This is a genomic window from Roseomonas sp. E05 (assembly GCF_030063475.1).
Taxonomy (GTDB): Bacteria; Pseudomonadota; Alphaproteobacteria; order Acetobacterales; family Acetobacteraceae; genus Pseudoroseomonas.
In genome coordinates this window covers 52437-74231 of sequence record NZ_JASIRT010000005.1, presented here as the reverse complement: position 1 = coordinate 74231, position 21795 = coordinate 52437, and the positions used below count along the sequence as shown (strand labels likewise).

Below are 21795 nucleotides of genomic sequence, written 5' to 3'. Positions count from 1 at the left end.
GACTTCCTGTTCGGGAAGGAGCACCTGGGCGGCTCACTGAACTGAACCGTTCAGTTCCAGGATTGCCCATGAACGCTCCCGTCTCTCCCGCCGCCCCCGCCGGCGCCGCGCAGGCCAGCCTGCCCCCGCCCAAGCGCCGCCGCCGCTGGCTGCTGCGCGTGCTGCCCGTGGTGCTGCTGGCCGCGGCCGCCCTGGGCGGCAACTGGTACTGGCACACCGGCCGCTTCCTGGTCGAAACCGACGACGCCTATGTGCAGGGCGACATCTCCGTGCTGACGCCGCGTATCGAGGCGGACGTGACCGAGGTCGCCGTGGCCGACAACCAGCCCGTCAAGGCCGGGCAGGTGCTGCTGCGGCTCGATGACCGCGACGCCCGCCTGCTGGTGCGGCAGGACGAGGCGGCGCTGGAGGAGGCCGAGGCCGCCATCCAGACCGCGCGCCAGACCATCACGCAGCTTCAGGCGCAGATCGGCGCCGCCGCGGCGCAGGTCGAGCAGGCCCGCGCCGAACTGGCCCGCGCCGATGCCGAGGCCCGCCGCACCCAGTCGCTCAGCGGCAGCGGCTACTCATCCCGCCAGTCGGCCGAGACCGCGGTGGCCGATCAGCGCAAGGCGGCCGCCGCCGTGCAGGCCGCCGAGGCGGAGCTGGCGGTGCGCCGGCAGGCCGTGCCGGTGCAGCAGGCGCAGCTCGCCCAGGCCGAGGCCCGGCGCGACCAGGCCGCCGCCGCGCTGGAGCAGGCCCGCATCGCGCTCACCTATGTCGAGATCCGCGCGCCCTTCGACGGGATCGCCGGCAACCGCGCGGCGCAGCTCGGCCAGCGCGTGCGGCCGGGGCAGCAGCTCATTGCCGTGGCGCCGCCGCCGCAGGCGCTCTTCGTCGTCGCCAACTTCAAGGAGACGCAGCTCGCCGGCATGCGGCCAGGCCAGCCGGTCGAGGTCACGGTGGATGCCATCCCCGGCCAGGTGCTGCACGCCCATGTGGACAGCTTCGCTCCCGCCACCGGCAGCCAGTTCAGCCTGCTGCCGCCGGAGAACGCTACCGGCAACTTCACCAAGGTGGTGCAGCGCGTGCCGGTGAAGCTGGTGCTGGAGCCCGGCCAGAACGCCGAGGCCGTCGCCCGGCTGCGCCCCGGCCTCTCCGTGGTGGTCGAGGTGGACACCCGCGCCGATCCGGAGGCGCCGCGCGGCGTCCTGGCCGCCGCCGCGGCGACGCTCGGCCTGGGCGGCCACTGAGGAACTGCCCCCATGAGCGCCGCCGCGCCCGCCGCGCAATCGCCAGAGATGCCGCTCCGCGCCCGCCTTGGCTTCATGGCCATGGTGCTCGGCATGTTCATGGCGATCCTGGACATCCAGATCGTCTCCGCCTCCATCGCCGAGATCCAGGCCGGCCTCGCCGCCAGCCCGGACGAGGCGAGTTGGGTGCAGACCAGCTACCTGATCGCGGAGATCGTCATGATCCCGCTCTCGGGCTTCCTCTCGCGCCTGCTTTCCACGCGGGTGCTGTTCACCGCCTCGGCCGCGGGCTTCACCCTCTTCTCGCTGGCCTGCGCCATGGCGTCGAACCTCGGCACCATGATCGTCTTCCGCGCCGCGCAGGGCTTCATCGGCGGCGCCATGATCCCGACGGTCTTCGCCGCCAGCTTCCTGATGTTTCCCGGCAACAAGCGCGCCGGCGCCACCGTCATCATCGGCCTGACCGCGACGCTGGCGCCGACCATCGGCCCGACCCTCGGCGGCTGGCTGACGCAGAGCTTCTCCTGGCACTGGCTGTTCCTGATCAACGTGCCGATCGGCGCGCTGATCGCCTTCGCCGTCTGGAACACGGTGGACATCGACCGCCCGGACCGCAGCCTGCTGGCCCGCTTCGACTGGTGGGGCCTGCTGTTCATGGCCGCCTTCCTCGGCAGCCTGGAATACGTCATGGAGGAAGGCCCGCGCTGGGACTGGCTGGCCGACGAGACGGTGCGCAACCTGAGCCTGGTGGCGGCGGTCGCCGGCGTGCTGTTCTTCTGGCGTGCGCTCACCCGCGCCGAGCCGATCGTGGACCTGCGCGCCTTCCGCAACCGCAACTTTGCCATCGGCTGCCTGTTCAGCTTCACCGTCGGCATCGGGCTCTACGGCTCGGTCTACCTGCTGCCGCTCTTCCTCGGCCGGGTGCGCGGCTACAATTCCATGCAGATCGGCGAGGTGATGTTCATCACCGGCGTCTGCATGTTCTGCACCGCGCCCTTCGCCGGGCGGCTGCTCGCCCGCACCGACCCGCGCCTGATGCTGGCCGGCGGGCTGCTGCTGTTCTTCGTGGCGATCTGGCAGACGGCCCAGCTCACCGCGCAGAGCTCCTTCCCCGAACTGGCCTTCCCCCTCGGCCTGCGCGGCGTGGCGATGATGCTGACCATGGCGCCGGTGAACCAGATCGCCCTCGGCACCATGCCGCCCGCCCAGCTCAAGGGCGCCGCCGGGCTCTACAACCTGATGCGCAATGCCGGCGGCGCCATCGGGCTCGCCATGATCAACACCCTGGTGACCGACCGCTCCTACGCGCACCGGACGCACATGGCCGAGTCGCTGAACTGGGCGCGGCCCTATGTCGGCGAGTACCAGTCCACTCTCAGCGCGGCCATGGCCGGGCGGCTGGGCGGCGCCTCGGACATCGCCGCGTTGGCCCGGATCAAGAACCTGGTGGTGCAGCAGGGCCTCGTGCTCGCCTATAACGACACGCTGCTGCTGATGGCCGGCTGCTTCCTGCTCTCCATGCCGCTGGTCCTGCTGCTGCAACGGCCGAAGAAGGCGGGCGGAGGCGGGGAGGCGCACTGAGCCGTCGCCCCGGGGAGGGCGCCGCCCTCCCCAGACCCCTCCCGCCGGGGTGACAGTGTCACCCCGGACCCCGCCATCCGTTTTGGGCGGCCTGACGCCCCGGCGCGGGACCGTGGAGCCGCATCGAAATCAAGAAAGGCAGCATGGGCCGTGCCGGCAGTCGCCGGAGGGCCATGCCCTCCGGCGCGGAACGGCGAAAGCGCCGTTGATGGCGGGGTCTGGGGGGACACTGTCCCCCCAGCCGGGGAGGTCCGGAGGGGGCGGAGCCCCCTCTGGGCGAGAGGCAGGCACGAGGTCCGGAGGGGGCGGAGCCCCCTCTGGGCGAGAGACAGGCACGAGGTCCGGAGGGGGCGGAGCCCCCTCTGGGCGAGAGGCAGGCGCGCGGTCCGGAGCGGCCGGAGCCCCCTCTGGAAGCTAGCGGATCAGCCCGGAGAGCGGGCTGGAGGGATCGGCGCTGTAGTTGCGCGGCATCCGTCCGGCGAGGTGGGCGTGGCGCCCGGCCTCCACCGCCGCCTTCATCGCCTTCGCCATGCGCACCGGGTCCTTGGCGTGGGCGATGGCCGAGTTCAGCAGCACCGCGTCGCAGCCCAGTTCCATGGCGGCGGCGGCCTCGCTGGCGGTGCCGATGCCGGCATCCACCAGCACCGGCACCTTGGCCTGCTCGATGATGGAGTGCAGCATGAAGGGATTGGTCAGGCCGAGGCCCGACCCGATCGGCGCGCCGAGCGGCATGACGGCGACGCACCCCATCTCCTCCAGGCGCTTGGCCGCCAGGGGGTCGTCGGCGCAGTAGACCATCACCTGGAAGCCGTCCTTGATGAGGGCCTCGGCCGCCTGGAAGGTGGCGGGCATGTCCGGATAGAGGAAGGGCGGCGGACCCAGCACCTCCAGCTTCACCAGGTTCCAGCCGCCGGCCTCGCGCGCCAGGCGCAGGGTGCGCACGGCGTCCTGCGCGGTGTGGCAGCCGGCGGTATTGGGCAGGTAGGTGTAGCGCTTCGGGTCCACGAAGTCCTGCAGCATGGGCGCGCTGGAGTCGGAGAGGTTCACCCGCCGCACCGCGACGGTGACCATCTCGGCGCCGCTCGCCTCGATGGCGGCGGCGGTCTCCTCCAGCGTCTTGTAGCGCCCGGTGCCGACGACGAGGCGGGAGCGGAAGCGGTGCCCCGCCACTTCCCAGCTGTCGTCCGCCTGATTCTGATAGCCGTCCATGGGCTCAGCCCCCGCCGATGAAGTGCACGATTTCCAGCGTGTCCCCCGCGGCGAGCGTGGTGGCGCCGTAGGCGGAGCGCGGCACGATCTCCAGGTTCCGCTCGACCGCCACCTTGCGGGTGTCCAGGCTGAGCGTCGCCAGCAGGTCAGCCACCGTCGCCGGGTTCTGGATGAAGCGGGTTTCCCCGTTGATCGTGATCTCGATGCTGTCCGCCATGGCGCGAATGTGGCGCGGGGTGGGCCGGGGGGAAAGGGGGGCAGGGCGGTGAATGCATCACCCCGGTTCCAGACCACCGGGAGAGGCAGGGTGGGAACCCTTGCTCCGGTGCCGGGGCCTTTCGCGCCGTCTCTCTCAGATGGCCAGCCCAGGCACCACGCTCTGCGGCGAAGGGCCGCTGGAGGCGGGGCTGGCCGGCGCGGCCTCGGTGGGCGCCTCAGTGGGCGCCTCGGAGCCGGCCGGGGGCGGCAGGGCTTCCTCCTGCAGGGGCAATGGAGGCGCGGCGGAGGGCTGCGGCAGGGGGGCGGGCGCGGCGCCGGGCGGGGCGGCCGGCGCCGCAGCGGTGGGAGCGGGGCCGGGCGGGTTCTCGTTGGGCACGGTGTAGTCGGGCACGATGCGGGCCTGTGCGCCGGCGATCACCAGCACCTTCTGGCCGAGCGCCAGCGGCGTGTCGTCCCGCTGCACGACCGAGACCAGCTCGCCGCTGGGCTTGCGCACGATGTACTCGTAGCCCTGCTGGGCCCCGGCGCCCTTTTCCGCGGCCGCGCCCAGCAGGCCGCCGATCAGGCCGCCGCCGATGCCGCCGAAGGCGGAGGTGATGTCGCCGCCGCCGATCCGGCTGCCGGCCACGCCGCCCGCCGCGGCGCCGCTCGCCATGCCGGTGGTGCCGTCCGCCGCGATCTCGATGGCGCGGCGGCCGACGACCACGCCCTGTTCGACCTTGTTGGCCTGCTGCACCGCGCGGCTGGCATAGGTGTCCGGTGAATAGCTCGGGCTGCAGCCGGCCAGCAGGCCGCTCAGCAGCAGCACCGGCAGCCCGAACCTGGCAAGCGGGGTCATCTCGGCCTCCCTCCAGGGTGGAACGCTGCGGCGCAAACTAGGCAAGCGGCGGTGCGGTGTCATCCCATGCTCTGGGCAGAGCTTCCATGCCGCGCCGTGCAACCTGCGCGGGGCGGCAGAACTTCAGCAGGTCTGCCGAGTTGTCACGAATGGTTACGTGACCGGCAGGCCGGGCGCGGCCGGCTGCCCGCGAAGGCCCCGGGGTGATCCGCGGCGGCGCCCCCCGGCCAGCCCGGCCGATGCCCCGACTTCCGAGGAGACGCATTGTGAGCGAGCCTGCCTCCCCGACCACCGGCCGTGCCGCCGTCAACCCGACGGTGTTCATCGGCGCGGCCGCCCTGACCCTGCTGTTCGTGCTGTTCGGCGTGCTGGCGCCAGAGACCGCCGCCGCCACCTTCAGCGCGGTTCAGCGCTGGATCACCGCTGAGCTCGGCTGGTTCTACCTGCTGGTGGTGACCGGCTTCCTGATCTTCGTGGCGGGGCTGGCGATCAGCGGCTACGGCCGCATCCGCCTCGGCCCCAACCATTCGGAGCCGGATTTCAGCTATGCCGCCTGGTTCGCCATGCTGTTCAGCGCCGGCATGGGCATCGGACTGGTGTTCTTCGGCGTCGCCGAGCCGGTGACGCACTTCATGGCGCCGCCGGAGGGCGAGCCGGCCAGCATCGCCGCCGCCCGCGCCGCCATGCGCCTCAGCTACTTCCACTGGGGGCTGCATGCCTGGGCGATCTACGCCGTGATCGGGCTCAGCCTGGCCTATTTCAGCTTCCGCCACGGCCTGCCGCTGAGCCTGCGCTCGGCGCTCTACCCGCTGATCGGCGAGCGCATCCACGGCTGGATGGGCCATGCGGTGGACATCTTCGCCATTCTCGGCACCATGTTCGGGGTGGCCACCTCGCTCGGCCTCGGCGCGCTGCAGGTGAATGCCGGCCTGGCGCATGTGCTCGGCCTGCCCGTGGGCTTCGGGGTGCAGGTGGTGCTGATCGCGGTGATCACCGCGCTGGCCACCCTCTCGGTGGTCTCCGGTCTCGACAAGGGCATCAAGCTGCTGTCGAACGCCAACCTGATCATGGCCAGCATCCTGCTGGTCTTCGTCTTCGTCGTCGGGCCGACCACCTTCCTGCTGCGCACCTTCGTGCAGAACCTGGGCGGCTACATCGACCAGTTCGCCGAACGCAGCTTCTACATGTACGCCTATGCCCCGAACGACTGGCTGAGCGACTGGACCCTGTTCTACTGGGGCTGGTGGATCGCCTGGTCGCCCTTCGTCGGCATGTTCATCGCCCGCATCTCGCGCGGGCGGACCATCCGCGAGTTCACCCTGGGCGTGCTGCTGGTGCCCACCGGCTTCACCTTCGCCTGGATGACCGTCTTCGGCGACAGCGCCATCTACCTGCACCTGAGCGGGGCCACCCAGGCCGTCTCGGAGGCCGTGCAGAACGACGTGACGCTGGCGCTCTTCGTCTTCCTGGAGCAGTACCCGCTGGCCACCATCAGCTCCTGGCTGGCGATGCTGCTGATCGTCACCTTCTTCATCACCTCGGCGGACAGCGCCGCCCTGGTGGTCAGCACCATCGCCGCCGGCGGGCGGGACAACGTGCCGGTGCTGCAGCGCATCTTCTGGGCGGTCTCCTCCGGCGTGATCGCCGCGGTGCTGCTGGCCTCGGGCGGGCTGCAGGCGCTGCAGACGGCGGCCATCGCCAGCGCGCTGCCCTTTGCGATCATCATGCTGCTGATCTGCTACGGGCTGTGGCGCGGCCTGCAGCGCGAGGGGCTGCGGCAGAACGCCCTGGCCACCAACCTGCCGCCGCGCCAGGGCCTCTCCTGGCAACGCCAGCTGCACGGCATCCTCGCGCATCCGCACAAGGCCGAGGTGCTGCGCTTCCTGGAGGAAACGGCCGCTCCCGCGCTGGAGGCCGTGGCCGCCGAGCTGCGCGGCCGTGGCCTGAGTGCCGAGCTGCACCGGCGCGAGGGGCGGCTGCGGCTGGTCTCCATGCCCGGCGCGCTGGAGGAGTTCCAGTACGGCGTCCGCCTGCGCGAATACGCCATGCCGAGCTTCACCTACTTCGAGAGCGCCCCGGAGCGGGAGCGGCACGAGCACTACTACCGTGCCGAGGTGTTCCTGGAGGAAGGCAGCCAGGACTACGACGTGATGGGCTATACCCGGGAGGAGATGATCCAGGACGTGCTGGCCCAGTACGACCGGCATTTCCAGTACCTGCACGCCGTGCACGGCCTCTGAGGCCGGCCGGCCGGCAAGGGCCGGGCCGCCGGGGCGCCCCCCCGGCGGCAACCTCTTTGAGGGAGCGGCCGACTCCTTTCCTGCCCACCGGGAGGAGACGGAAGATGAGCCGGCTTTCCCTGGAGATGCCGCGCTGCATCGAGGACCGCACCCGGCTGAACAAGGTGGAGAGTTGCATCGCTGCCTGCCGGCGCGGTGCGGAGCGCTGCATCGCCATGGCCGCCTGAACTCCGGCGGGGCTGCCCCGCGCCTGGACTGTTAACGATATCAACAGGATATGGCCGGGGCGCGGGCCTGGATGCGGCTTCCCGGCGGAAAGGCTTGCAGCGCCTGCGCTTGCGGTGCGGAAACCCCCCGTGCTACGCGCGCCGATCGGACCGGACGGAAGCCCCACGTGAACCCGCCGCTGATTTTCGTGCTCAATGGCCCCAACCTGAACCTGCTCGGCACCCGCCAGCCGGAAATCTATGGCCACGAGACGCTGGACGACATCGAGGCGCTCTGCGCCGAGACGGCGGACGCGCTCGACCTGGCGATCGACTTCCGGCAGACCAATGTCGAGGGCGAGCTGATCTCCTGGGTGCAGGAGGCGCGCAGCATGGCGGCGGGCATCGTGATCAACCCGGCCGGCTACTCCCATACCTCGATCGCGCTGATGGATGCCCTGCTGGCCTCCGACCTGCCGGTGGTCGAGGTCCATCTGAGCAACATCCATCGCCGGGAATCCTTCCGGCACCTGTCCTATGTGTCCCGCGCGGCGCAGGGCGTCATCTGCGGCCTTGGCCCGCATGGCTATGCGCTGGCGCTGCGCGGCATCGCCGGCATCCTCGCCCAGTCCGAGCAGGACTGAACTGCAGCACCGCATGGGGCGGCGTATCCGAGAGGTTCGCAGAGAAACGTTATGAGCGGCATTTCCTTCAGCCCGGAAGCGATCCGGGCGCTCGCGCAGATCCTGCGGGAGACCGACCTCACCGAGATCGAACTGGCCGACAAGGACAGCCGCGTGCGCGTCACCCGCAGCGTGACGGTGGCGCCGGTGGCCATGGCGGCGGCGCCGGTCGCCGCGGCGCCGGCTGCCGCTCCGGGCCTGGTGCAGGCCGCTGCCCCCGTTCCCGCCGCCGAGGCGGTGGTGGATGCCTCCACGCCGGGCGCCGTCACCTCGCCGATGGTGGGCGTCGCCTATCTCGCGCCCGAGCCGGGCGCGGCGCCCTTCGTCACGCCGGGCGCCAAGGTGGCTGCCGGGCAGACCCTGCTGCTGATCGAGGCGATGAAGACCTTCAACCAGATCAAGGCACCGAAGGCCGGCACCGTCACGCGCATCCTGATCGAGAGCGGGGCGCCGGTCGAGTTCGGCGAGCCGCTGATGGTGGTCGAGTAAAGGCACTACGCCATGTTCAAGAAGGTGCTGATCGCCAATCGCGGCGAGATCGCGCTGCGCGTCCACCGCGCCTGCCAGGAAATGGGCATCCGCACCGTGGCCGTGCACTCCACGGCCGACGCCACCGCCATGCATGTGCGGCTGGCGGATGAAAGCGTCTGCATCGGTCCACCCGCTGCACGCGACAGCTACCTGAACGTCGCCGCCATCCTCTCGGCCGCCAGCATCACCGGCGCGGAGGCCATCCATCCCGGCTATGGCTTCCTCTCCGAGAATGCCAGCTTCGCCGAGATGGTGGAGGCGCATGGCTTCACCTTCATCGGGCCCTCGCCCGAGCACATCCGCATGATGGGCGACAAGATTGCCGCCAAGCAGGCGATGAAGTCGCTCAACGTGCCGCTGGTGCCGGGCAGCGACGGCGAGCTGGCCAGCCTGGAGGAGGCGCGCGAGGTCGCCGAGCGCATCAAGTATCCGGTGCTGATCAAGGCCGCCGCCGGCGGCGGCGGGCGCGGCATGAAGGTGGCGCACTCCGCCGAGGAGCTGGAGGAGGCCTGGCGCGTCGCCCGCACCGAGGCCAAGGCCGCCTTCGGCAACGACGCCGTCTACATGGAGAAGTACCTGGACCGGCCGCGGCATATCGAGCTGCAGGTGCTGGCCGACACCCACGGCGAGGTGGTGCATTTCGGCGAGCGCGACTGCTCGCTGCAGCGCCGCCACCAGAAGCTGGTGGAGGAGGCCGGCTCGCCCGCGCTCACCGCCGCGGAGCGCAATGCGCTCGGCGCACAGGTGACCAGGGGCCTCTCGCAGCTCGGCTACCGCAATGCCGGCACGCTGGAGTTCCTCTGGCAGGACGGGCAGTTCGCCTTCATCGAGATGAACACCCGCCTGCAGGTCGAGCACCCCGTGACCGAGATGGTCTGCGGCATCGACCTGGTGAAGGAGCAGCTCCGCGTCGCCGCCGGCGAGAAGCTCGGCTACGGCCAGGAGGACATCACCTTCAGCGGCCATGCCATCGAGTGCCGCATCACCGCCGAGGACCCGGAGAGCTTCGCGCCGTCGCCGGGGCGGGTGAACACCTACCACGCGCCGGGCGGGCTCGGCGTGCGGGTGGATAGCGCGCTCTACTCCGGCTACGCCGTGCCGCCGCATTACGACAGCCTGGTGGCCAAGCTGGTGGTGCATGGCAAGACCCGCGCCGAGGCGATCGGCCGCATGCGCCGGGCGCTCTCCGAGATGGTGGTGGACGGCATCAAGACCACGCTGCCGCTGCACCAGCGCATCATGGAGGATGCGCAGTTCCAGGCCGGCGACTACACGATCCACTGGCTGGAGCGCTTCGTCGGCCGGCGCGACTGACGGTCCTCCGCGCGGCGGGGGATTGAGGGAAGGGGAGGGGGCCTCGGGCGCCGGGGGCGGGGCTTCATGGCAACCCGGCCACACGGCCTTCATTGTTTCGCTACGGCCCGCGGGCAGCCTGCCCGGCGCCATGACAGCCGCCTTGAGCCCCTCGCCGGTCCCAAGCTTCTGGGAACATCTGATGAACGGCCTCACCGCCGAAACCCCTGAGTCGGCTCCCGCCCAGTCGGAGGGCGCGCCGCCCGCCGGCCTGGGCATGCGGCACCGGCTGGCGCTGCTGCGGCCCTGGCTGCTGCTGGCTGGCGGTGTGCTGCTCGCGTTGCTGGCACTGGGCGCGCTGCAGGCCCTCTCGCGCGAACTGGACTATCCGGCGGTGATCGCCGCCCTGCAGTCGAAGCCGCTGATGGTGCTGCTGGCGGCGGTGGGCGCCACGGCGGTCAGCTTCCTGGCGATGCTGGGCTACGACCTCTCCGCCCTGCGGCATGTCGCACCGGGCGCGGTGCCGCCACGCATCGGCGCGCTGGCCGCCTTCTGCGGCTTCGCGCTCAGCAACACGCTGGGCGTCGGCGCCTTCACCGGCAGCGCGGTGCGCTGGCGGATCTATGCCGCCGCCGGGCTGGAGCCGGCGCGGATCGGCCGGCTGCTGGTCTTCGTCACCGCCAGCTTCGTGCTCGGGCTCTACGCCGTCGCGGCGCTCGGCCTGCTGCTGGAGGCGGAGGCGATGGCCGGCTGGTTCGGCCTGCCCGCCATGCTGCTCCGGCTGCTGGCCGGCGCCCTGCTGGCGCTGCTCGCCGGCGTGGCGGTGCTGGGGCGGATGCGCAAGGGGCTGCGGCTTGGCCGCTTCGTCCTGCGCATGCCGCCGGCGCGGCTGATCCTGCTGCAGGGCATCATCTCCCTGGTGGATATCGGCGCCGCCGCCACGGTCCTGTGGCTGCTGCTGCCGCCCGGCGCGGTGGACCTGCCCTCCTTCATGGCGCTCTATGCCGTGGCCATCGCCATCGGCGCCGCCAGCCACCTGCCGGGCGGCATCGGCGTCTTCGAGGCGGTGGTGCTGCTGGCCTTCCACAACAGCGCCGTGCCGCTCGACCAGGTGGCGGCGGCGCTGGTGCTCTACCGGCTGACCTACTTCGCCCTGCCGCTCGGCCTGGCGATCCTGCTGCTGGCCGGCTTCGAGGTGAGCCGCCGGGCCCATCTGCTGGAGGGCGGCACCCGCGCGGTGCGCGCCGCCACCCGGCTGATGCCGCGCTTCCTCGGCGCCGGCGCCTTCGCGGCCGGCGCGGCGCTGCTGCTCGGTGGCGTCACGCCGCCGGTCGGGGACACGCCCGGCCTGCTCGCGCCCGCGCTGCCGCTGCCGCTCTTCGAGGCCTCGCACCTGCTGGCCAGCGTCGGCGGGCTGGCGCTGATCTTCGTCGCGCACGGGCTGGTGCACCGGCTGGACGGCGCCTGGTGGCTGGCCACCTGCCTCACCGGCGCCGGGCTGGTGCTCTCCATCGCCCGCGGCGGCGGCGAGCTGGAACTGCCGCTGCTGGCGCTGCTCGGCATCGCCCTGGTGGTCTCGCGCGAGCGTTTCGACCGGCGGGCGCGGATGCTCACTCCGAGCCTGACGCCGGGCTGGTGGCTGGCGGTGACCGGCGTGGTCGCCGCCGCCGCCTGGCTGCTGTTCTTCGCCCACCGGGACGTCGAGTATTCCCGCCAGCTCTGGTGGCAGTTCGAACTGGACGCCAGCACCCCGCGCGGCATGCGCGCCACGCTCGGCGTCGTGCTGGCGCTCTTCGTCGCCGGGCTCTGGACGCTGCTGCGCCCGGCCCGCAGCCGGGTGCACCCGCCGACGCCGGAGGAGCTGGCGCGCGCCACCGCCATCGTCGCCGCGCAGGGGCGGGCGGATGCCAACCTGGTGCGGATGGGTGACAAGGCGCTGCTCTTCGCCCCCGAGGGGGATGCCTTCATCATGTACGGCCGCCGCGGCCGCTCCTGGGTGGCGCTGTCCGACCCGGTGGGCGCGCGCGAGCGGCGGGTGGATCTGGTCTGGCGCTTCGTCGAGATGGCCGACGCGCAGGGTGGTCGTGCCGCCTTCTACCAGGTACGGCCGGAGAACCTGCCGCTCTACATCGATGTCGGGCTGCGGCCCCTGAAACTGGGCGAGGCGGCGCGGGTGCCGCTCGCCAGCTTCGAGCTGAAGGGCAAGTCCCGCCAGCCGCTGCGCAGCGCGCTGAACCGGGCCGAGCGCGAGGGCCTGACCTTCGCCGTGCTGCCGCCCGATGAGGTGGCCCCCCTGCTGCCGGAACTGGAGGCGGTCTCGCGCGCGTGGCTGGAGCAGCACAAGGCGCGCGAGAAGGCCTTCTCGCTCGGCGCCTTCGAGCCGGACTACGTCACCGCCCAGTCGGTCGCGGTGGTGCGCGGCCGGGAAGGGGAGATCATCGCCTTCGCCACGCTGCTGGAGACGCCGGCGCAGCGCCGCGAGATGTCGATCGACCTGATGCGCCAACTGCCCGAGGTGCCGCCCGGCACCATGGACTTCCTGTTCCTGCGGCTGATCCTGCGCGCCAGGGAGCTGGGCTACGAGTTCTTCGACCTCGGCATGGCGCCGCTCTCCGGCCTTGCGGCCCATCGCCTGGCGCCGGTCTGGTATCGGCTGGGCGGGCTGGTCTTCCGCCGCGGCGAGCGCTTCTACAACTTCCGGGGGCTGCGCGCCTTCAAGGAGAAGTTCGAGCCGGTCTGGGAGCCGCGCTACCTCTGCACGCCGGGCGGGCTCGACCCCTGGGTCGTCCTGGCCGACGTGGCGGCGCTGCAGGCCGGCGGCTTGCGGGGAGTGATCGGTAAATGAAGCGACGCATGATCCTGGGAGCGGCCGCCGGGCTGGCGCTGGCCCGGCCCGGCTTCATCCGCTCCGCCTGGGCGCAGCGCGACACCTCCTCCTGGCTGGTCGAGCTGCCCGCCAGACAGAAGCGCGGCGACGTCTTCGCCATCATTCTCTCCGGCGATGGCGGCTGGCGCGATCTGGACCGCACCATCGGCCGCTACCTGCGCAACCGCGGTGTGCCGGTGGTGGGCTTCGACACGCTGAACTGGTTCTGGACCCGCCGCTCCCCCGAGGCGGTGGCCGCCGAGCTGGACCGCGTCATCGCCCTCTATGCGGCGAAGTGGCAGACGCCCAAGGTGGCGCTGATCGGCTACTCCTTCGGGGCGGACGTCATGCCCTTCGCCTGGAACCGGATGAAGCCGGAGAGCAAGGACCGGGTGGTGCTGATCTCGCTGCTGGCCTTCGCCAAGGATGCCGCCTTCGAGATCAAGGTGGGCGACTTCATCGGCATGGCTCGGCCCAGCGCGCTGCCGACCGCGCCCGAGATTCCCGGCCTGCCGCCGGCCCTGGTGCAATGCGTCTATGGCTCGGACGAGGAGGACGAGACGGCCTGCCTCGCCTTCACGGGCACGCCGGCGGAGATCATCCGCACCAGCGGCGGCCACCATTTCGACGAGAACTACGACGCCCTGGCCGAGCGCATCCTGGCGCGGCTGCCGAAGCCGGCCGGCTAGGCTGGCGCCGGAGCGGCGGCGCGGTCATGATGGATCGCATGTCCCGCCGCCCGGTGGAAATCACCCCTGACCTGCTGCTCCGCGCCTATCGCGCCGGGCTCTTCCCCATGGCCGAGTCGCGGGCCGGCCGGCGGCTCTACTGGCTGGACCCGGAGCTGCGCGGAATCCTGCCGCTGGATGGCTTCCACCTGCCGCGCCGGCTGCGCCGCACCGTGCTCTCCGATGCCTTCACCGTCACCGCCGATGCCGATTTTCCGGCGGTGATCGCCGGTTGCGCGGCCCCCGCCCCGGGGCGGGAGGACAGTTGGATCAACCCGGAGATCGAGCGGCTGTTCACCGAACTGCATCGCATGGGCCTCGCCCATTCCATCGAGGTCTGGGGCGGGGGCGAACTGCTGGGCGGGCTTTATGGCGTTGCGCTGGGCGGCGCCTTCTTTGGCGAGAGCATGTTCAGCCGGGCGCGCGACGTCTCCAAGGTGGCGCTGGTGCATCTGGTGGCGCGGCTGCGCCTGGGCGGCTTCACGCTGCTGGATACGCAGTTCATCACCGAGCACCTGGCGCAGTTCGGCACCATCGAGATCCCCCGTGCCGAGTACAAGCGGCGCCTGGCCGAGGCCCTGGACGCGCCGGCCCGCTGGCTGACGGCGCCGGAAGGGCTGGAAGACGCGATCCGGACGCTGCGGGGGTGAAAAAGGTCCGGGGGAAGGAATTCCCCCGGACCCTCATCTTCCTTTTGTCGGTTTTGGCGCTGTGCTGGCCGCCCGCGCGGGGAACCCGAAGAAAAAAGAAGGGGGTTCGGGGGAATTCATTCCCCCGGTCTTTTCCTCAGTTGCGGGTCGGCGAGGCCCAGAGCAGGTCCTGCTCCGGCAGGGGCAGTTCCTCCAGCTCGGCCAGGAAGCTCTCGGCCCAGCGGGTGGCGGTCTGCTCCTCCAGGCTGCGCATCATGCTCTCCCAGCGCTCCTTGCGCTCACCGAGGGGCATCTTCAGCGCCCGGTCGAGCTGCTCGGCCACCGCGACGGCGTCGAGCGGGTTCACGAGCAACGCGCCCTCCATGCTCTCGGCGGCGCCGGCGAACTGCGACAGGATCAGCACGCCGGGATCCTCCGGGTCCTGCGCCGCCACATACTCCTTGGCGACCAGGTTCATGCCGTCCCGCAACGGCGTGACGAGCCCGACCCGCGCGACGCGGTAGAAGCCGGCCAGCGTGTCGCGCGCCACGGCGCGGGCGACGTAGCGCACCGGCGTCCAGTCGAACTCGGCATAGTCGCCGTTGATCCGGCCGGCGAGCTGGTCCAGCTCCCGCCGCAGGTTGCGGTAGGAGGCCACCTCGTTGCGGCTGCGCGCCGCCACCTGCAGGTAGGTGACGCGGTTCAGGTGCTCGGGGAAGTTCGCCAGCAGCGCGGCGAAGCCGCGCATCCGGTGCGGCAGGCCCTTGGTGTAGTCCAGCCGCTCGGCGCCCACGATCAGCGAGCGGTCGCCCATGCTGGCGATGAGCCGCTGGGTGTCCGGGGCGTAGGCCGCCTTGCGGGCGATGGTGGCGAAGCCGCGGGTGTCGATGCCGATGGCGTGGGCGGAGAGCTGGGTGCGCCGCATGGTCCCGGCCACCTCTCCGCGCACGCCCCCCGTCGCATCGGGGCTCAGGCCGAGGCCCTCCTGGAAGGAGTTGATCAGCCCGCTCAGGTCGCGCTTCGTCTGCACGCCCACGAGATCGTAAGCCAGCAGATCCTTCAGGAGCCGCTCGGCGTCCGGCAGGGCGGAAAGCACCGCGAAGGGCGGGAAGGGAATGTGCAGGAAGAAGCCGATGCGCTGCTTGGCACCCAGGGCCCGCAACTCGGCGGCCATCGGGATCAGCTGGTAGTCATGGATCCAGACGGTGTCGTTCGGCCCCAGCAGGGGCATCAGAGCGCGCGCGAACTCGCGGTTCACCCGGCGGTAGGCGGCCGCCTCCCCACGGTCATACTCCATCAGCCCGAGCCGGAAATGGAACAGCGGCCAGAGCGTGTTGTTGGAGTAGCCGGCATAGAAGCCCCGGTGGTCGGCTTCCGCGATGTCGATGGTGGCGTAATCGATGCCGCCCGAGCGCAGGCGCCGGGCCTCCGGGGAGGGCTCCGTGCGGGTTTCCCCGCTCCAGCCGAACCAGAGACCACCGCTGGCCTTCAGCACGTCCTTCAGCGCGACCGCGAGCCCGCCAGCCGCCGGTTCGCCCCGCCGTGGCACCGCCACGCGGTTGGAGACGACGACTACCCGCCCCACAGACCGTGCTCCCACGAACGGCTCAAACGCATGGCCGAGAGAATCAGACCAACATGGGAATAGGTCTGAGGAAAATTCCCCCAGAGTTGATTCCGCGTCGGATTCAGATCCTCCGCCAGCAGTCCCAGGTGATTCCGGCACGATAGAATGCTCCCGAACATGGCGCGCGCCTCTTCCATGCGACCAACGGCGGCGAGCGCATCTACGTACCAAAACGAGCAAACGAGGAAGGCGGTTTCAGGTTTCCCGAAATCATCCGCCATATCGTAACGATAAATAAACCCTTCGTGCAAAAGCCGCCGCTCCACCGCCGCCAGGGTGCCGAGAAAGCGGGGATCGCTGGCGGGCAGGAAGCCGATCTCCGGCAGGAGCAGCAGCGAGGCGTCCATGCCGTCGCTTTCGAAGCTCTCCACAAAGCAGCCCAGCTCCGGCCGGTAGGCGCGCTCGCAGATCACCGCATGCAGTTCGCGCGCCGACTTCGCCCAGCGCTCCGCCCGGTCGGGCAGGCCGAGATGGCGCGCGATGCCGGCCAGCCGGGCCATGCCCGCCCAGCACATGGCGGCGGAAAAGGTGTGGATGCGGGCGCGGCCGCGATACTCCCAGATGCCGGCATCCGGCGTCAGAGCGCGCGCCTCGGCCTGCTCGCCCAGCCGCTCCAGCAGGCGGAACAGCGGCTCGCCGGCGGGGCGGGGCAGGCGCTGGTCGAAGAACATCTGCGCCGCCGCCATGATGACGGAGCCGTAGACGTCGTTCTGCACCTGGTCCGCGGCCTGGTTGCCGACCCGCACCGGGCCCATGCCGAGGAAGCCCGGCAGCGCCTCGGCCAGCCGCTCATGCATGGAGAGGGATGGGACCAGCGGGTAGCAGGGCTTCAGCTCCCCGCCCGGCGAGATGGCCACCACGTTGGTCACGTAGCGGATGTACTCCTCCATGGTGCGGGTGGTGCCGAGGCGGTTCAGCGCCTGCACGGTGAACAGCGCATCCCGCAGCCAGCAGTAGCGGTAGTCCCAGTTGCGCCCGCTGTCCGGCGCCTCGGGGATGGAGGTGGTCAGCGCCGCCACCACGGCGCCCGTCTCCTCGAAGGTGCAGAGCTTGAGCGTGATGGCGGCGCGGATCACCGCCTCCTGCCACTCGAAGGGCAGGTGCAGGCCGCGCGTCCAGTCGAGCCAGTGGTTCTCCGTCTCGCGCAGGAACTCGTCGCCGAGATCCTCGACCGCGCCGGGGATGGTCTCGTCCGGGCCGAACAGTAGCGTGATGGGCTGGTCGAGCAGGAAAGGTGCCTCCTCGGCGACGCAGGCCAGCGGGGCGTCGGTGGTCAGGCGCAGGGCCGAATCGGCCGAGAAGTAGCGCAGGTGGTTGGAGCCGGAGCGGCGCTCCGGCACGTCCCGCCCCCAATGGGCGCGGGGGCGGATGCGCAGCCGGATCAGCGGCGTGCCGGAGAGCGGCTCGATCCGCCGCACCAGCATGGGCGGGCGGAAGCTGCGGCCGAAGCGGCGGAAGCGGGGCGCGAAGTCGGTGATGCGCAGCCGGTTGCCGTGCTCGTCCTCCAGCTCGGTCTCCAGCACGGCGGTGTTGCGGCGATAGGCCTGCCGCGTCTGCTGCAGGCCGACCATCTCGCATTCCATGAAGCCGTCCTGCGGCTCCTCCCCGCCCAGCAGGGCGCAGAAGATGGGGTCGCCATCGAAACGCGGCCAGCAGAGCCAGGAGCAGCGGCCGCGACGGTCGAACAGGCCGGCAATGATGCCATTGCCGACCGGCGCCAGGTCGAGCGGCTGGGTCATGCGGACAGGCTGTCCGCTATCCGGAGGAGCCAGGCATGCACGGCAGCGGGCCCAGGGAAGTCCCGCGGGATGCGGTAACCTGTGCCTCCCATCTCCTTGCAGGCGCTGATGCCGTATTCATCCGTGACGTCGTCGCCGATGAAGAGCGGGATGCGCCCGGCGAAGGGCGGGTGCTGCATCAGCCAGCGCACCGCAGTGCCCTTGTCGGCGCTGCGCGGGCGCAGCTCGGCGGCGGCATGCGCGGGCAGCACCTGGAAGTCGCTGCCCTGCACCAGATCCTCCAGGAAGGCGGTGGCGGCGGGGCCGAGTTCCGGGACGGCGCGGAAATGCAGCACGAAGCCGTGCCGCTTCTCCTCCAGCAGCAGGCCCGGATGGGCGCGCGCAAAATCCTCCGCCGCCTTGCGCCAGGCCTGCGGCGGAGAGGGCGGGGATGGCATGGGCGGCACGCCGGCCGCCGCGCCGGCACCCTGGATGATGGTGCCATGCTCGGCGGCAAAGGCGATGGGCGGCGACTGGGTCAGCCCCCTGGCGACCTCGAGGCCACGACCGGTGACGATGGCGACGGCGCCGCCAAGGCCGGTGGAAAGACGGGCCAGCAGCCCGGGAAGGTGAGGAGGCACCACCACGGCGTCCGGCCGTGGCGCGATCTCGATCAGGGTGCCGTCGAGGTCCAGGAAGAGTGCCGCCTGGCTCCCAGGCAGCGGCGGGGGCACGGGCGGGCCGTCGGAAAAGGCGGTTTGCTCCATGATCCCTCTGATATGACCCCCTCTGGCGCAGGGGGAAACCCTCTGCCGCCTCGAAAAAGCCATGAATGGCCCGCGGCGAGGGTATTCGGGGCGGTTTTCAGGGGTGTTGTCACGATTTTGTGACGACGGGGCCGGCGCAGTGCCTCAGTGGCACTCCAGCACGCGCAGGTCGTAGACCGGATGCTCCAGCGTGGAGACGCCGGGCGCATTGGCGAACATCCAGCCCCGGAAGACGGGCACACCCTTCGGGTCCTTGCGCGTCTCCAGCACCTCCAGCCAGGCGGCGGCGTCGGGCACCTCCTCAGGCGGCCGGGCATCGCAGGCACGCACGACGATCTGTAGCGTGCCGAAGCGGAGCGGCTTGTTGAGCGGCAGGTCGAGCACGGTGACACGGGCCGTCACCTTGTCCAGCGCCTGCAGCTTGGCGGTATCCTTGGGCACCCAGCCCGCGTCCTGCTGCGCCGCGGCGGGGGCGGCCAGCGCGGCGGCCAGCAACAGGGCGCTGAGGAGGCGGCGGATCATGCCGTTCCGCTCTCGTCCCCGCCCGGGCGCCGCGGGCTCGGCAGGGCAGCCACCAGATCGGTCAGGATGCGGCGCATCGCCGCCTCGTCCACCCCCATCAGGACCGCGTCCTCGAACATGTCGCGCAGGATGGTGGCGGCCTCCTCGTAGTTCTCGGCCAGCACCTTCAGCTTCTCGCGGCAGGCGACGGGCTGGCCATCGGCGCCCGGCCACTGGGGCGGCGGAGGCAGGCTCATCGTGGCGCGGACGCCGCCGGCGCTCCCTCGCTCTCCCCCTGCTGGCTGCTGTTGCCGGAGTTCATCTGCGTCACCGAGAAGATGAACCGGCCCAGCAGCGCCTCCAGGCTCACCGAGGACTGGGTGATGGTGATGGCGCCGCCGTCCTGCAGCATGTCCGCCGCGCCGCCTGGCACGAGGGCGACATACTTGCCGCCCAGCAGGCTTTCGGAGGTGATTTCGGCGGAGCTGTCCGTCGGCAGGTCGATGCCCGGCTGCAGGCTCAGGCGCAGCACGGCGAGGTAGGTCTTGGGGTCGAGCCGCTGCTCCACCACCGTGCCCACCTTCACGCCGCCGATGCGGACATCGGCGCCGGGCGCCAGCCCGTCGATCCGGTCGAACCGAGCGGTCAGGGTCATGCCGCCATTGGTGCTCAGGCTACGGCCGGACTGCCCGACGGCGAAGATCAGGAAGGCCGCCGCCACCAGCAGGATGAGCGCGCCCGTCGCGATCTCGGCCCAGTTCCGCTGCTGCATCGCCTGCTCAGGCACCCGGGGTCCAGGCCTCGTAGTCGCCCGCGGTGGGCGGCCGCTGGACGGCGGCGGCGCGGCTATGCGCCGGCGGGCGGTAGGCCTGCGGCGTGCCGGTCATGTTCGGGCGCGGGTCCTTCTGCCAGGAGTAGAGCTTCTTCTCCGGCAGGGGCGCGTCGGTGATGTGGTGCAGCCAGCAGTGCCACTCCGGCGGCACCTTCGTCGGCTCGGGCGCGCCGTTGTACAGGACGAAGCGGCGCTTGCGGCCATAGCCGAGCCAGGACTTCCGGCTCTCCCAGTAGGTGTTGCCGAAGCGGTCGGTGCCGATCTTGCTGGCGGAGAGGCCAGTGGTCAGCCGCTGCAGGAAGGACATACTCGGTCGATTCCATCAAGGCTGCGCGGGCGGCTCGGGCTGTGAGCCACGCCGCGCGGGGGGAGGGGGAGCGCTCTCGCGGCCGCTTCCTTCGCACATGCGGGGGGCTGGGGGAAGGTGCGCCGGCATCCACCACCATATTGGAGGAAGCCTTGCCGATTTGCCACCGGATGTGCCTTTCGCGGCACGCGCGCCCGGTTTAGCCTGCACGCATGGCACGCATGGCTGGCACAGCTTGGGAAGGCATCGCGCTGCGGCGCACCCGCGCGGCGGCGGACCCGGATTCCGAGCCGCGCAGCGTGGCGCTGCCCGCCGTATGGGAGGACGAGGCCGCCGCGGCGCTCGCCCTGCTGGCGCCGGGCACCGGGCCGGTGTCCCTGCCCGCGCTGGCGGAGGGCTGGATCGGCCGGTTGGTCGGCCGTGGCCTGCAGGCCGGTCTGCTGGAGCCCGCCGAGGCCCCAGGGCTGGCCGAGTCGCTGCGGCGGCTGGTGCTGTCCCGCCGCGGGGTGCCGGGCGCTGCCATCTGGCGCGGTGAGGGAAAGGCCGAGCCGCGCTTCGTGCTGAACCTGTCCGCCTTCCTGGACGATGCTGGCGGCTTCGACTCGGCTGCTTACAGTGCGGCGGCGGGGACCGCCGTGCTGGCGCTGGAGATCCTGACCGGCGGCAAGGCCACCCGGCTGCGGCTCGGCTTCGCCGACTTGGCGGGGCTGCTGGCGGCCCTCGGGCTGGACTACGACTCGGAGCCGGCGCGCGACGTGGCCGGCTGCCTCGCCGCCCTGACGCGCGGCGCCGCCGAATGCGCCAGCGCCCGCCTGGCGGAGCGGCTGGGCGCGCGCGAACCCGCCGCCCTGCTCTGGCCGGCCCCGCCGGCGCGCTGCGTGGTGCCCGGCCTCGCCCTTGCCGCCCGCCGCGCGCTGGACGCGGCCGGCGCCACCCATGGGCTGCGCCACCAGGGCTGCTTCGTGCTGACCGCGCCGGATGCCGCCGAGGCCCTGCTGGGCGCCGAGACCGGCGGCCTCGCCCCGGCACAGGGCGCCACCCGCTATGTGCGGGCGGAGGATGGCGCGGTGGTGGAGCGGCCGACCCGCGCCGCCCGCCGCGCCGAAATGCTGCACGGCGCCCGCGCCGCCGCCCTGCTGGCCCCGGTGCCCGACTCGGCCCGCGCGGCGATGGAGCGCGCGGTCAGCCCCTATCTGCATGCCGCCAGCCCGGCGCCGCTCGCCCGCCCCGAGCCCGCCCGCCCGCTGCCGCCGCCGCGCCCCGCCCTGGCGGGCGGCACGGTCTGGAAGGTGGTGGTCGGCGGCCACCGGGTGACGCTGCGTGCCGCGGAGGCGCGGGATGGCAGCCTGGCCGAGATCACCCTCTCCATGGGCAAGGAGGGCAGCGGCTTCCGCGGCCTGCTGGAAGGCTTCCTGCTGGCGGTGAACATCGGCCTCGCGCGGGGCGTGCCGCTCTCCGACTATGTCGCCGCCTTCGCCTATACCCGCTTCGGCCCGGCTGGCGCGGTGGAGGGGGATGGCGAGATCCTCTGCGCCACCTCGGTGCTGGACTGGGCCTTCCGGCGCCTTGCCATGGCCTATCTGGACGAGGCGGCGGCGCGGCAGCTCTGGCCCGACCCGTCGCTCGACGAGTGCGCGGCCGAGGCCACCGGCACGCCGGCCGATCGCGGCCCGATGCTGCCGCTGAGCCTGCCGGTGCAGCCCTCGCCCGCCGCGCGCCGCCGCAGTTTCCGGCTGGTCGGCTGAGGCTCCGCTCGCCGGCCGGCCCACATCTTTCTGTTGCCTGAAG

The 21795-nt window shown here is 71.7% G+C and carries 21 protein-coding genes; 11 read left to right on the top strand and 10 right to left on the bottom strand.

What is annotated here, in order from left to right; genetic code table 11:
• Positions 1 to 68 precede the first annotated feature (68 nt).
• Positions 69 to 1232: an HlyD family secretion protein gene (locus QMO56_RS07420; protein ID WP_283524587.1), complete on the top strand. Its 1164-nt coding sequence runs from the start codon at positions 69 to 71 to the stop codon at positions 1230 to 1232.
• Positions 1233 to 1244: 12 nt separating this feature from the next.
• Positions 1245 to 2813 carry a DHA2 family efflux MFS transporter permease subunit gene (locus QMO56_RS07415; RefSeq protein WP_283524585.1) on the top strand — a complete coding sequence of 523 codons (1569 nt, stop codon included), beginning with the start codon at positions 1245 to 1247 and terminating at the stop codon, positions 2811 to 2813.
• A 414-nt stretch (positions 2814 to 3227) separates the two neighbouring features.
• On the opposite strand, the gene QMO56_RS07410 is transcribed toward QMO56_RS07415, so the two are convergent.
• The 3 genes from QMO56_RS07410 to QMO56_RS07400 form a co-directional block, all read right to left on the bottom strand.
• Positions 3228 to 4022 (bottom strand): thiazole synthase, encoded by a 795-nt coding sequence (locus QMO56_RS07410; RefSeq protein ID WP_283524584.1) that lies wholly within the window; start codon positions 4020 to 4022, stop codon positions 3228 to 3230.
• A gap of 4 nt (positions 4023 to 4026) precedes the next feature.
• Positions 4027 to 4239: a sulfur carrier protein ThiS gene (gene thiS / locus QMO56_RS07405; protein WP_283524582.1), complete on the bottom strand. Its 213-nt coding sequence runs from the start codon at positions 4237 to 4239 to the stop codon at positions 4027 to 4029.
• A gap of 135 nt (positions 4240 to 4374) precedes the next feature.
• Positions 4375 to 5079 carry a hypothetical protein gene (locus QMO56_RS07400; protein WP_283524580.1) on the bottom strand — a complete coding sequence of 235 codons (705 nt, stop codon included), beginning with the start codon at positions 5077 to 5079 and terminating at the stop codon, positions 4375 to 4377.
• Positions 5080 to 5345: 266 nt separating this feature from the next.
• Between QMO56_RS07400 and QMO56_RS07395 the strand changes: the two genes are divergently transcribed.
• From QMO56_RS07395 to aat, 8 genes are all read left to right on the top strand, one after another.
• On the top strand, positions 5346 to 7319 hold the full coding sequence (locus tag QMO56_RS07395; protein ID WP_283524579.1) for a BCCT family transporter: 1974 nt from the start codon (positions 5346 to 5348) through the stop codon (positions 7317 to 7319).
• A gap of 104 nt (positions 7320 to 7423) precedes the next feature.
• Entirely contained in the window at positions 7424 to 7546 is a 123-nt protein-coding gene (locus tag QMO56_RS07390) for a hypothetical protein (protein WP_283524577.1), read from the top strand.
• A gap of 167 nt (positions 7547 to 7713) precedes the next feature.
• The gene (aroQ, locus tag QMO56_RS07385) at positions 7714 to 8169 is read left to right on the top strand and encodes a type II 3-dehydroquinate dehydratase (RefSeq protein ID WP_283524575.1); all 456 of its coding nucleotides are present in this window, start codon (positions 7714 to 7716) and stop codon (positions 8167 to 8169) included.
• A gap of 51 nt (positions 8170 to 8220) precedes the next feature.
• On the top strand, positions 8221 to 8697 hold the full coding sequence (accB, locus tag QMO56_RS07380) for an acetyl-CoA carboxylase biotin carboxyl carrier protein (RefSeq protein WP_283524573.1): 477 nt from the start codon (positions 8221 to 8223) through the stop codon (positions 8695 to 8697).
• Between the two features lie 12 nt (positions 8698 to 8709).
• Positions 8710 to 10053, top strand: a complete 1344-nt coding sequence (gene accC, locus QMO56_RS07375; RefSeq protein WP_283524571.1) for an acetyl-CoA carboxylase biotin carboxylase subunit — start codon at positions 8710 to 8712, stop codon at positions 10051 to 10053.
• 181 nt (positions 10054 to 10234) lie between these two features.
• Entirely contained in the window at positions 10235 to 12877 is a 2643-nt protein-coding gene (gene mprF, locus QMO56_RS07370; RefSeq protein ID WP_283524570.1) for a bifunctional lysylphosphatidylglycerol flippase/synthetase MprF, read from the top strand.
• Positions 12874 to 13587: a virulence factor family protein gene (locus QMO56_RS07365; protein ID WP_283524568.1), complete on the top strand. Its 714-nt coding sequence runs from the start codon at positions 12874 to 12876 to the stop codon at positions 13585 to 13587. The genes mprF and QMO56_RS07365 overlap by 4 nt, the downstream gene beginning before the upstream one ends.
• Before the next feature lie 38 nt (positions 13588 to 13625).
• Positions 13626 to 14276, top strand: coding sequence for a leucyl/phenylalanyl-tRNA--protein transferase (aat, locus tag QMO56_RS07360; protein WP_283524566.1), 651 nt, complete (start codon positions 13626 to 13628; stop codon positions 14274 to 14276).
• 136 nt (positions 14277 to 14412) lie between these two features.
• Here the strand turns inward: aat and QMO56_RS07355 are convergent, their stop codons facing one another.
• The 7 genes from QMO56_RS07355 to QMO56_RS07325 form a co-directional block, all read right to left on the bottom strand.
• The gene (locus QMO56_RS07355; protein WP_283524850.1) at positions 14413 to 15840 is read right to left on the bottom strand and encodes a trehalose-6-phosphate synthase; all 1428 of its coding nucleotides are present in this window, start codon (positions 15838 to 15840) and stop codon (positions 14413 to 14415) included.
• Positions 15828 to 17621 carry a glycoside hydrolase family 15 protein gene (locus QMO56_RS07350; protein WP_283524564.1) on the bottom strand — a complete coding sequence of 598 codons (1794 nt, stop codon included), beginning with the start codon at positions 17619 to 17621 and terminating at the stop codon, positions 15828 to 15830. The genes QMO56_RS07355 and QMO56_RS07350 overlap by 13 nt, the downstream gene beginning before the upstream one ends.
• On the bottom strand, positions 17618 to 18367 hold the full coding sequence (gene otsB, locus QMO56_RS07345) for a trehalose-phosphatase (RefSeq protein WP_283524562.1): 750 nt from the start codon (positions 18365 to 18367) through the stop codon (positions 17618 to 17620). Before otsB ends, QMO56_RS07350 begins: the two co-directional genes overlap by 4 nt.
• A gap of 144 nt (positions 18368 to 18511) precedes the next feature.
• Positions 18512 to 18889 (bottom strand): DUF2155 domain-containing protein, encoded by a 378-nt coding sequence (locus tag QMO56_RS07340; protein WP_283524560.1) that lies wholly within the window; start codon positions 18887 to 18889, stop codon positions 18512 to 18514.
• Entirely contained in the window at positions 18886 to 19125 is a 240-nt protein-coding gene (locus tag QMO56_RS07335; protein WP_283524558.1) for a hypothetical protein, read from the bottom strand. The genes QMO56_RS07340 and QMO56_RS07335 overlap by 4 nt, the downstream gene beginning before the upstream one ends.
• Positions 19122 to 19640 (bottom strand): outer membrane lipid asymmetry maintenance protein MlaD, encoded by a 519-nt coding sequence (mlaD, locus tag QMO56_RS07330; RefSeq protein ID WP_283524557.1) that lies wholly within the window; start codon positions 19638 to 19640, stop codon positions 19122 to 19124. Before mlaD ends, QMO56_RS07335 begins: the two co-directional genes overlap by 4 nt.
• Positions 19641 to 19647: 7 nt before the next feature.
• Positions 19648 to 20007, bottom strand: a complete 360-nt coding sequence (locus QMO56_RS07325; RefSeq protein ID WP_283524555.1) for an NADH-ubiquinone oxidoreductase subunit NDUFA12 family protein — start codon at positions 20005 to 20007, stop codon at positions 19648 to 19650.
• A 221-nt stretch (positions 20008 to 20228) separates the two neighbouring features.
• Here QMO56_RS07325 and QMO56_RS07320 point away from each other — a divergent pair, with 221 nt between their 5' ends.
• Complete coding sequence (locus QMO56_RS07320) at positions 20229 to 21752, top strand: TSCPD domain-containing protein (RefSeq protein WP_283524553.1); 1524 nt, start codon at positions 20229 to 20231, stop codon at positions 21750 to 21752.
• Positions 21753 to 21795: the final 43 nt, after the last annotated feature.

What these genes read in the sequence shown, in the direction of transcription:
- QMO56_RS07325 (WP_283524555.1), bottom strand. Translation starts at nt 20,007, where the DNA reads ATGTCCTTCCTGCAGCGGCTGACCACTGGCCTCTCCGCCAGCAAGATC.
- QMO56_RS07350 (WP_283524564.1), bottom strand. Translation starts at nt 17,621, where the DNA reads ATGACCCAGCCGCTCGACCTGGCGCCGGTCGGCAATGGCATCATTGCC.
- mprF (WP_283524570.1), top strand. Translation starts at nt 10,235, where the DNA reads ATGAACGGCCTCACCGCCGAAACCCCTGAGTCGGCTCCCGCCCAGTCG.
- otsB (WP_283524562.1), bottom strand. Translation starts at nt 18,367, where the DNA reads ATGGAGCAAACCGCCTTTTCCGACGGCCCGCCCGTGCCCCCGCCGCTG.
- QMO56_RS07335 (WP_283524558.1), bottom strand. Translation starts at nt 19,125, where the DNA reads ATGAGCCTGCCTCCGCCGCCCCAGTGGCCGGGCGCCGATGGCCAGCCC.
- QMO56_RS07420 (WP_283524587.1), top strand. Translation starts at nt 69, where the DNA reads ATGAACGCTCCCGTCTCTCCCGCCGCCCCCGCCGGCGCCGCGCAGGCC.
- QMO56_RS07365 (WP_283524568.1), top strand. Translation starts at nt 12,874, where the DNA reads ATGAAGCGACGCATGATCCTGGGAGCGGCCGCCGGGCTGGCGCTGGCC.
- QMO56_RS07415 (WP_283524585.1), top strand. Translation starts at nt 1,245, where the DNA reads ATGAGCGCCGCCGCGCCCGCCGCGCAATCGCCAGAGATGCCGCTCCGC.
- QMO56_RS07390 (WP_283524577.1), top strand. Translation starts at nt 7,424, where the DNA reads ATGAGCCGGCTTTCCCTGGAGATGCCGCGCTGCATCGAGGACCGCACC.
- thiS (WP_283524582.1), bottom strand. Translation starts at nt 4,239, where the DNA reads ATGGCGGACAGCATCGAGATCACGATCAACGGGGAAACCCGCTTCATC.
- QMO56_RS07340 (WP_283524560.1), bottom strand. Translation starts at nt 18,889, where the DNA reads ATGATCCGCCGCCTCCTCAGCGCCCTGTTGCTGGCCGCCGCGCTGGCC.
- QMO56_RS07410 (WP_283524584.1), bottom strand. Translation starts at nt 4,022, where the DNA reads ATGGACGGCTATCAGAATCAGGCGGACGACAGCTGGGAAGTGGCGGGG.
- QMO56_RS07400 (WP_283524580.1), bottom strand. Translation starts at nt 5,079, where the DNA reads ATGACCCCGCTTGCCAGGTTCGGGCTGCCGGTGCTGCTGCTGAGCGGC.
- accB (WP_283524573.1), top strand. Translation starts at nt 8,221, where the DNA reads ATGAGCGGCATTTCCTTCAGCCCGGAAGCGATCCGGGCGCTCGCGCAG.
- aat (WP_283524566.1), top strand. Translation starts at nt 13,626, where the DNA reads ATGTCCCGCCGCCCGGTGGAAATCACCCCTGACCTGCTGCTCCGCGCC.
- QMO56_RS07320 (WP_283524553.1), top strand. Translation starts at nt 20,229, where the DNA reads ATGGCTGGCACAGCTTGGGAAGGCATCGCGCTGCGGCGCACCCGCGCG.
- accC (WP_283524571.1), top strand. Translation starts at nt 8,710, where the DNA reads ATGTTCAAGAAGGTGCTGATCGCCAATCGCGGCGAGATCGCGCTGCGC.
- mlaD (WP_283524557.1), bottom strand. Translation starts at nt 19,640, where the DNA reads ATGCAGCAGCGGAACTGGGCCGAGATCGCGACGGGCGCGCTCATCCTG.